The following is a 9,444-nucleotide window of genomic DNA, read 5'->3' as shown; positions in this document are numbered from 1 at the left end:
AATTATATTCGTATTAAATTTTCGGGATACAGTCGCCGCCTCACCAAAATAGATTGAGTTTTCGAATCCCCCTCGAATATGCTCAAAACTAGATACTTGAATCGTGAGCAGCATCTCATTGGATTGCGCAAAAAAATAGCCAATTCTTGGCGACATTACAGCAGCATGTGTGGACGAATCCTCCCCCACAATCCCATTACTAGCAACCTCACTTTGGTCAACATAAAGGGTATATGCACTATATTGAAATGGTATATGAATGGCTAACGCTTTCCCAACATACGCGTCAGGAATTTTAATCGTCGTGCTATATGTACCGAAAGAGTTGATATCCCCCGTCTGCGCTTGGAATGAATCAGGCAGTGTAACACCCTTTCCCATCCCATTGCGTAATCGTACTTCCACCTCATCAGGCGTCAATAATTCCTTTTCAAAAAAGTCCCATTCTCCATCTAGGTTAGTATACAAATCTTTCGATTGGCTCTGGCCGCTAAAGTCAAGGAAACCTGATGAATCCTGCTCTTTTGCCGATACGCTCCGACCAGTGATGACTATAGTAATGAGTACGATCACTATACATACCATTGCAAATTGCTTAGTTGTAAGCTTCAACAACTCTCCCCCACTTCACCTACAGCTCTATATGCAAATTCGTACATACAAGCCTATTCTATCAACCATCATACTAATCACCTACTTGCATTACAAGGTAGATATCAACGCTTTTTGAATAGTTTTTCTATAACATACAGTGTGGCAAATACTGTTTACATTTCTGGATTTACTCTCCAGGATTGAAAAGACCAGTCTACTAAAGCAGACTGGTCTCATGTGATCTTTTATTGAGCTGTAAATATTTTTCTGTGGGAAACTAGCCAGCCACCTAACTCACTATTTAATGACTAGCTTACGCTCTGTTTCCCCAATCAGTAGCCCTTTAACGGCTACTCGTTGCTTGCCGGAAATGGTGCAGGTAATCATAGTAATTTCGTTCTTTCCCTCATGATCGTCCAGCACTTCGACTTGCGTTGGTTCGATGACGGAGGAGCCGGTGATTTCATAGATGTATGTTTTATCACCTGCGTGCAGATAGACCTTTTCCCCTGCGGGCACCTCCGCCAAGTTACTGAAATGGCGTCCGTCGCGGTAGCCTCGGTGGCCGGCAATCGTAAAGTTGCCGATGCCCGGTTGCTGACCGGGTTTGATTTGCGTGAGCGCGATGTTCAAGTTGTCATCGGTCGTTTCATCAAGAACATGCTGCTTCACATCAATATAAGGGATTTCGAGTTCCATGACATTATTCAACTGGTCTTCCGTAAATGGCAAGTTCTCGATGTCACCAAGGTCGATCGGTTCGCTCCCATCCGATTCGGCAATGAACGACAGCGCTTGTTCGAGTGCTTTCACTTCTTTGTTCTGTTCCCATTCCTTGAAAAGAGGGAATGAAACGAGGATGAGCCCCGTTAGCAACAAGAAAATCCCAAACAATGACCTTTTGTTTTTCAACGCACTCATCCTCCTTCTCCTAATGATTATTCATTTATTTTGCGGCGGCGCACCATGAATCCACCTGCCAAGATCAAGACGAATCCGAAGATTGTCATATACAGATAGAGCTCCTCGCCTGTTTGAGGCAATGTGTCCTTTCCAGATGCATTGGATTGTTGCCCTTTCGATCCGCCTGCAGAGCCTGGCTTGCCTGTCGCATTGCCTTTGTTCCCTTCTTGCCCTTCAACAGAATCATCCTTGCCTGGCGCGTTTGGATCAGTCGGATCGGTCGTACTAGGATCAGTCGGTTTGTTCGGATCATTTGGATCTTCTTCTCCCGGTTGACCTGGTTTATTCGGATCGTTCGGATCTTCTTCGCCTGGTTTGCCTGGTTTTGGTTTGTCAGGATCTACCGGGGTGCCTGGATCAGATTTTCCTGGATCCGTCGGTGGATACACAGGAGTTTCCGGGTCTGTCGGTTTGTCTGGATCTTCAGGGGAAGTTGATGGAATCCAACCGCCGCCGCTTGGAGCTGGCTTTACGATCGCAGAACAAGTATTCACAACTGTGAAGCTGCCGATCACACTGTCATTTTCGTAAATAGTGTACGTACCCTTTGGTAGTAAATCAAGAGATACAATACCGCCAGTAACTGTTGTGAATTCTGATCCAGTTGGACCAGTAACTAAATTACCTTGTGAATTTTTAATCGTTATTTTAACACCTGTTTCGCGCGCAAACCCATTTACATCTTGAATAGTGAGGGTGAACGTCGTGCACGTCGGATTGCCTTTTACCTCCGCTTCGCACCCATCCAAGTAGCTTACAGTGATTTCACCGATGAACAGCTCGCCTTCATAGATGGTGTATTTGCCAGCTGGTAAATCCTTTGAAGGGACTTTAGTCTGGCCATTTTCGTCTGTTTTGATTGTGATGATCTCTGTCCCTATTTTATCTTTAACCGTTACAATGACATCAGAACGTTTCTCATCTTCTTCCGTCTTCACTGTGACAGTAAAATCATTACATACAGGTAACGGTTGAACTTCAGCTTCACATTCAATATTTGTACTAAATTCAGCAAAAGGTTCTATTGCGTCACCTTCGAACACATCATACTCACCAGCCTCCAATTTCAAGGAGACTTTGCCTTCATCGTCAGTGAGGAGATCTTTTTCAATTTCGGTGCCTTCTTTATCCTTAATCGTAATGCTAATACCTGCTCCTTGAGGGTTGCCATCTACATCTTTAACCGTTAAAGTAAAGGACTCGCATGCCGGTGCCTGTACAAGTGTTTCTAGACAACCATCTTTATACGTAATCTTGACCGTTTCGAGGAATTGTTTCCCCTCATACACTTTGTACACACCGGTTTGGGTATCTGCTGATAATAAATTAATTTCACCGTTAGCATCAGTTGTCATCGTAATTTCCGGCGATGTACCATCCTCGTGTTTCAATGTAACTGTAACATTCGGGCGTATAACATTGTTTTTGTCTTCAAGTGTGATTGTGAAGTTACTGCAGGATGGATTTGGCTGAAGATTATATTCACACTCACCATCGTAAGTAACAGTGATATCCCCGAGAATTATTTCAGTTCCATTTTCATCGATAGCGACAGTATATTCGCCTGCATTAACTTCTGCGGGAAGTAATATTAATTCTCCCTCACTATTTGTTGGCATAACATATCTTTTGCCTGTTACTTTATTCGTTAAGGTTACAGATTTATTTTTTACTAGATTCCTATCGACATCGTTAATTGTCAATTTAAACTCAGTACATGTAGCACCATAGCCCGTCTTAAAGTTTTCCACTACAACGACTTGCTTTCCGGCATATTTACCGATTTCCTCAACCGAATCACGATGAAGTACAAAATCAATATCGCCAGGGTTATCGTAGTCTTCGACTGTTGTTTCTTTAAGCGTATAATTACCCTCTGTTAACTTCATTTCTAAATCAAAAACACCGTCGGTATCTGTTTTTTTAGAAATCAACGGAACCCCTGGTTGGAATTCACTGTATAAAGTAAATTCAACGTCGACCATCGGTTTCCCGGTCTCACCATCAGTTTTTACAACAATGAACGGTACTTTAACAGTCGTTCCAGAGTTTCCGTATCTGAAGTTACTGATAGAGAAATTATTTGAAGCTTGGTTTCTATCCGTACTTCTATAGTTTACTTCCACCTCATTTGTTACTGTTGAGTTGTTATCACCCATGTAAATTGTTTCATATTCAATGTAAAACGCGCTATCGCCATCTGGTAGTCTTAAATCAAATTTGCCTTCTTGAATATTCACGAATAATTGATATGTTCCCTCTTGTACTTCTCCAGTTGGCTGGTATTCAGCACGTATTAACGAGGTTTCCGTTTTGCCCGGGTTATAATTAGCATTATCAGACTTACCACTAAACTCTACTTTCTTCACGACAAATTTGTCTTCTTTAATTAATTGGTTCGGGTTGCCATCATTGTCTTTTCCAACTGTGTCAGTTATGACAATGTTATTTAAATCAGACTGCGCAAAGTTAAATTCAAAATTCCACTTAATCCCTGCCGTCCCACTGATTTGGCTACCATTTTTCTTGATTAATTTGTCTGTATAATTGACATCAACTGTTTTCGTCCAGGAAGCGTTTGTATTGTCTCCATCTTTCAATGTTGCATTGTTTGTAATTTGGATTTTGCCAGTTGTTTCTGGGAATACGCTGTCGGTATCATAGGATTCATATGTCACCTTATATGGACCTTTGATCTTCCCTAATGAAAACGCAATTTTGTTAGGTTCAGTTGCTGTATTCGTCACCGGAATCTCACTTCCCGGTTGGAATATCCCATTAGAATTCAATGTTCCATTCAATACTTTGATGCTTTCAACATCAACCGTTTGTGTGTCAGGAAGAACATCTTCAAAAATCGCATCTTCTAATGTATTGAGGTTGAAGTTCAGTTCAACTTCCCATTCGAACTTTTTCGTTGCGTAATTGTATTTACCGTCTTTTTTACCGTTTGCTGTTTGTTCAGGGGCAACACGATGCTCAGCTGAATCTGATGGATCAACTGGTAAACCAGAGTTAATTATCGTAACGCTATTATGGAACTTTCGATCATTCGTCCCAACGTCCCGAATGTCGTAACCTGTTGTGTACTTTATGACAACCCTACCATTCGTTCCCTCTAGTAATGTAATATCAAAACCGTCTTTACCTTTATTCGTCAATGTGTATCCTGTGCCTTGAACAAGACGCTCGCCACGCACAGTTACTACCAATGTATCCTCATCTAATGTCATGTTTTGATGTGTAAATGTATCAGTAAATACCGTACCTTCAGCCAAACTATAACCTGCTTGGTTGGCGGTAATTGTCCAAGCCATTGTTTTGGCTTCATAGTTCGGTGTTCCAGTCGCCGACTTGTTTAACATGAAATCGTTTTTAGAATACGTTACCGTTGGATTATTTTTACTTGTAATCTTGTCTGCGCGGTCAACGTTATTTTGGATGGTCATCGTATCAGTGATGAATGTATCTGCGGATGGCTTTGTTTTGTACGTAATTGTGTAGGCATCTGTCACTTGATGACCAAACGCTAAAGTAAATCCATTATCCCCATCAAGTGATACAGTATAATCACTTACTGAGTTACCTCCACTATCCATCACTGTAAAACCAGCTTTAGGATCTGCACCAGTATATACAATTTCATGTTTTACATCTGTATCTGCTGTACTTGAACCATTTCCTCCTATCGTCCAAGTATCTGTCAATTTCGCTTTGTCTTGTGATATTGTACGCTTGTTATAGTTATACTCAATTGTCCATACTGTTTCTAATTTAGCAGAATTCAGGGAACCCATTTTATTTAAAGGAGTTCCGTAATTAACAGTGGCTTCCCTAGTGGGAACAGAAGCGTCACCATACTTAGCTCCATTTCGATACGTGACGGATTCATTATTCCCTGGATCATCCGGAAGTGTATGATACGTAATTTCGTATGCTTTTGTTCCATCCAAGTCGATTGTCATTTTAGTATTTGTTCCATTAAAACTTGGTGTATAATCTGTCACATCTCTGTCTAATACCGTACCATCTGGTTTCAACGTTAGTTCTGTAATTTTCACTGAACTTAGATCAAATGTATGTCCCCCCGTCAGTGTGTCTACAAATGGCACTGTGCCTGACGCTGCTAGATCCGTGTTTACTTTAACAGTCCAAGTGATATAGTCACTATTTTGATCAGTAGGTTGAGGAGAACCATTATTCTTCGAAATTGTAGAACCGCCCAATGGCGTAAAATTCAGTACGATATTCAATTGACCAGGTAGATTAATCGTTTCATTTACATCGTTGCCTGTGTTGTTGAATGTTGCTGCAATGAAAAAATGTGCACCTGGTTCAAATGCGGTTCCAGCTCCAAATTCGTCAATAATGTTTTTATTAAACGTAATCGTAATATCATTGCCGCTCTTTGTGATTTCTCCAAGGTCTCCGAATTGGGTCCCTTCAGGGAATTTGATATCTGTAAAAATATCCGGCAATGTATACGTCATTGTCGAGCCCGGTCCATAATAATGTCCTGCTTCAAGCTCTAGGTTAAATCTAAATTCAGCTGTTTGACCATTTTGCACAGTGACAGGACTAGACACAGTTTTGCCATCAATAGTGAATTCAGTATTCTTTATTACGGATTCCGGCATTTTGCCTGTTTCAATTTCATTTAGGGTTGATTTCTTACCTTCTGCGTCCGCTTCTTCCCCGTCTTCGCCATTCGCTATATACGTATTTCCACCAAACGTGATTTCTTCCTTTTCACTGCCAATCACAATTGTTTCGATTGAAATTGTTTCTGATACAGGTTGGAATTTCCGTTTAGTTTCAGTCGCTTGAGCTACTGTTTTTGTCCCACGTAGAGTATTGGAAGCCGTCTCAGAGTCATCACTCTCAGTGTCAGAATTTGCGTTTTCATCGTTATCCGTGTCTTGCTCGTCAGCTTCGAGGTCATTAGGACTCCCATCTGTATCAGATTCCGTGTTTTCCTCATTACCATCTGCTGTTTCATCTGTGCTTTCGCCAGTTCCATTGTTGTCATCTTCCTTTAGCTCTGCTTTATAGGGATTTACAGAGACAATAAGCGTATTGCCTTCAGCTATATAACGACCGATTTCCTTGCCCTCAATGAAGAGTTGACCTTCTTGGACTTTTGAAGCCTGTAACTGTTCCGGCAAATCAATTGATCTTGAAATCCCTTCTGTTAAAGGACCCGAAAGCGACCATTCATAATTCAACGTAACTGTATCGCCTTCTTTAATACTCCGGCTTTCGTCAGCAACTATTAGTGTACCTTCCTTCAGCGAGAATGAAGATGATTCAATGTCCTGCGCCATCACCGTCCCCATCGGTCCCAAAATGGTCTGGCCGATCAGTAGTAGCATGAGCATGAATACATAAATCTTTTTCATAACGTTTTGTTTCCCCCTTCCTTCATTCTTGTTTTGCAATAAACTCGTTTTTCTGTTGTCTATGACTGATGCAACTCCTTTGGTATGATTCAAGTAAGTCTTGGTGCCATTCTTTATAATAGTTCAGTGTTCTTAAAGAACTCTTACACTTCTCTTAAAGCTTAGTTTTGGGCATATAAAAAACAACACTCCCAACGCGAAACTGCGTTTAAAAGTGTTGTTTTCATTTTAGTTTTTTATAGAATCACTTACCGATGAAGGATTTGTGCTTCTCAACAACATTCTCAGCCCTAGAAATATTGCCCAAGCGTTGTTTTCTTCATCAAAAAAGAAACGGATTGGCTTTTCGACGGGTAGCATAACGAGCGTTCTTTCATCACTTGCCCGTAGTTTGTATGTCTTATCGGAAATTGTCGCTATGGCTGTTTGATTTTCTATAGCAATTTTCACTTCAGCACCCTCTCCTGATCGGTATGTGCCGACCATGCGCTGGAGCAGTTCCGGTTTTATTTCAAAATAAGGCTCTTCGCTTCGTTTTTGGTCAATTGGGAGATTGAGAGCTGTATTGACAGCTGCAAGCCATATGGCGTTTGCACTTACATCACTCATGTTTGTTAATACGGCTGCTACAATTCCTCGCTCCGGGATAAAGCCGAAATTGGACGATACTCCAGGTTGCCCACCGCCGTGCTCGACCAAAGTCACACCTGAGTAATGAGGAGTCGTTTGAAGGCCATATCCATAATAACTATTTCTATTTATGCGATGGATAGGTTCCGTCATTCTCGCAATATATGGCTGAGAGACTAATTCTTTTTCATTCGCACCGACAAATACGTTCCCGTACTGAAGCAAATCAGTGACTGTCGATCGGATGCCGCCACCAACTGCATAGTTCCCTAGTGTTGGCCATGCACACGTTACTGGTTTACCATTTTCCAAAACATAGGGCGTCGTCACATTTTCAAAGCTATGTAATTCACGTAGACTGTAAGTTGTGCGGTTCATTTTGAGTGGCGCTACTAACAGCTTACGGATATAATCCTGATAATTCTCCCCGGTCACCTGTTCAATAATTGCACCTGCTAATAAAAACAGATCGTTGTTATAGCAAATAAAATCCCCGGGCTTGCCTAAATATGTTCGTTCCCTTTCATTTAGATAGCTAAGATGTTCTTCAAATCCGCGTATTTGTTCCATTCTCTCCATTGTGGCGATCCCTGTTGTATGCGATAGAAGATGGTGGATTTTTATTTCGTCAATATTGTCATATCCGACTAATCGAAAACCCTGGATATACTTGGTAACCGCATCTTCCATTTGTAATTTTCCTTCTTCCACAAGCTTCATGATGGCTAGCGCAGTAAATGATTTTGAGACGGAGGCGATGCCAAAAATCGTTTCAGAAGTGACAGGTTCGTTCGTTTCCAAATCCCTTTTACCAAAGCCCTTCTTGTAAATCGTCTTTCCATTTTCGGACAGCGCAACCGCAACTCCAGGTATTTGCTCCAATTCCATGATTTCTTTCACGTATGCTTCAAATTCTTCCCATCGACTCATTTGCACCCATCCTCCCAGTACTTTTTAAGTTTTCCCTTTATACCCATTATATCATTATAATTATTGAAAACGTATGAACATTAACATTCCTCAGTATTCAATATCTGAATTCAATTCTATTATGAACTTAAGGGTTTCGCGTAATCATGCCAATTTAACAGGAGACGATGAACTATATCCTCCATTTGGGCACCTTGGATATAGGGAGTCAGTGGTGCAACCGGCCTCAATTCTACGGAGCATTTTGAGTGGGAGGTTTTCGAATGATGAAAATTGTATTGGCGAATGAACAAATACTCATTCGCAAAGGACTAATCTTTACACTGTCATTGCCTGACGGACTTGAAGTAGTCGGTGAAGCAAAAAATAAGCAAGAATCTCTTCAATTAATTCAAAAAGAAAAACCTGATTTGTTGATCATTGATTTCATGTTGGGGCATGAAAGTGGATTGGAGATCATCGCTGAAGCGAAACTGATGAATGGCGCTTGTAAGTTTGCAATCTTGACCGATTCCCAGGACCTCATTCTGTTCGATCATGCAAGGGCAATGGGGGTGGATGGCTTCATCTCTTTAAAGGCACAACCCGAAGAGCTTATATACGCACTTCATGTGATTCACCGAGGAAGGAAGTATTATGATCCTGATATGATTGATTTGCTCCTCCAGCCACAAAGAGAGCCGTTAGTGGACAACCGTCTAATTGAACAATTGACGTTAAAGGAAAAGGAAGTACTAGGAAAGTTAGGGATGGGATTTTCCAATAAACAAATCGCCCACAATCTCTTTATTACGGAACACACGGTAAAGAAACATGTAAGCCAAATCTTAGCGAAGCTTAGCCTTGGCGATCGTACGCAGGCCGCTCTTTACGCAAATGGGATGGGATTAGTTCAATATCAGTTTGACCTACTAGTTTGACGGATAAC

5 protein-coding genes and 1 riboswitch are annotated in these 9,444 nt (G+C 41.3%); of the genes, 1 reads left to right on the top strand and 4 read right to left on the bottom strand.

The genetic code is table 11. From position 1 onward, the window contains the following. The 4 genes from SLU01_RS01165 to SLU01_RS01150 all read right to left on the bottom strand — a co-directional run. Nucleotides 1–612: hypothetical protein (locus tag SLU01_RS01165; RefSeq protein ID WP_218029684.1), on the bottom strand; the 612-nt coding region annotated here is incomplete at its 3' end. Between the two features lie 279 nt (nucleotides 613–891). Further along, complete coding sequence (locus SLU01_RS01160; protein WP_246110829.1) at nucleotides 892–1,506, bottom strand: class D sortase; 615 nt, start codon at nucleotides 1,504–1,506, stop codon at nucleotides 892–894. Between the two features lie 26 nt (nucleotides 1,507–1,532). Then, nucleotides 1,533–6,956 carry a collagen binding domain-containing protein gene (locus SLU01_RS18310; protein WP_147054446.1) on the bottom strand — a complete coding sequence of 1,808 codons (5,424 nt, stop codon included), beginning with the start codon at nucleotides 6,954–6,956 and terminating at the stop codon, nucleotides 1,533–1,535. A 228-nt stretch (nucleotides 6,957–7,184) separates the two neighbouring features. Further along, nucleotides 7,185–8,516, bottom strand: a complete 1,332-nt coding sequence (locus SLU01_RS01150) for a serine hydrolase domain-containing protein (protein WP_147054444.1) — start codon at nucleotides 8,514–8,516, stop codon at nucleotides 7,185–7,187. Between the two features lie 151 nt (nucleotides 8,517–8,667). Beyond that, nucleotides 8,668–8,748: riboswitch (cyclic di-GMP riboswitch) on the top strand. A 31-nt stretch (nucleotides 8,749–8,779) separates the two neighbouring features. Between SLU01_RS01150 and SLU01_RS01145 the strand changes: the two genes are divergently transcribed. Further along, nucleotides 8,780–9,436 carry a LuxR C-terminal-related transcriptional regulator gene (locus SLU01_RS01145; protein ID WP_246110828.1) on the top strand — a complete coding sequence of 219 codons (657 nt, stop codon included), beginning with the start codon at nucleotides 8,780–8,782 and terminating at the stop codon, nucleotides 9,434–9,436. The last annotated feature ends 8 nt before the right edge of the window (nucleotides 9,437–9,444 follow it).

Source organism: Sporosarcina luteola (assembly GCF_007991495.1).
GTDB lineage: Bacteria > Bacillota > Bacilli > Bacillales_A > Planococcaceae > Sporosarcina > Sporosarcina luteola.
The sequence above is the reverse complement of the archived record's forward strand: the minus strand, read 5'-3'. Positions and strand labels throughout refer to the sequence as shown.

What these genes read in the sequence shown, in the direction of transcription:
- SLU01_RS18310 (WP_147054446.1), bottom strand. Translation starts at nt 6,956, where the DNA reads ATGAAAAAGATTTATGTATTCATGCTCATGCTACTACTGATCGGCCAG.
- SLU01_RS01150 (WP_147054444.1), bottom strand. Translation starts at nt 8,516, where the DNA reads ATGAGTCGATGGGAAGAATTTGAAGCATACGTGAAAGAAATCATGGAA.
- SLU01_RS01145 (WP_246110828.1), top strand. Translation starts at nt 8,780, where the DNA reads ATGATGAAAATTGTATTGGCGAATGAACAAATACTCATTCGCAAAGGA.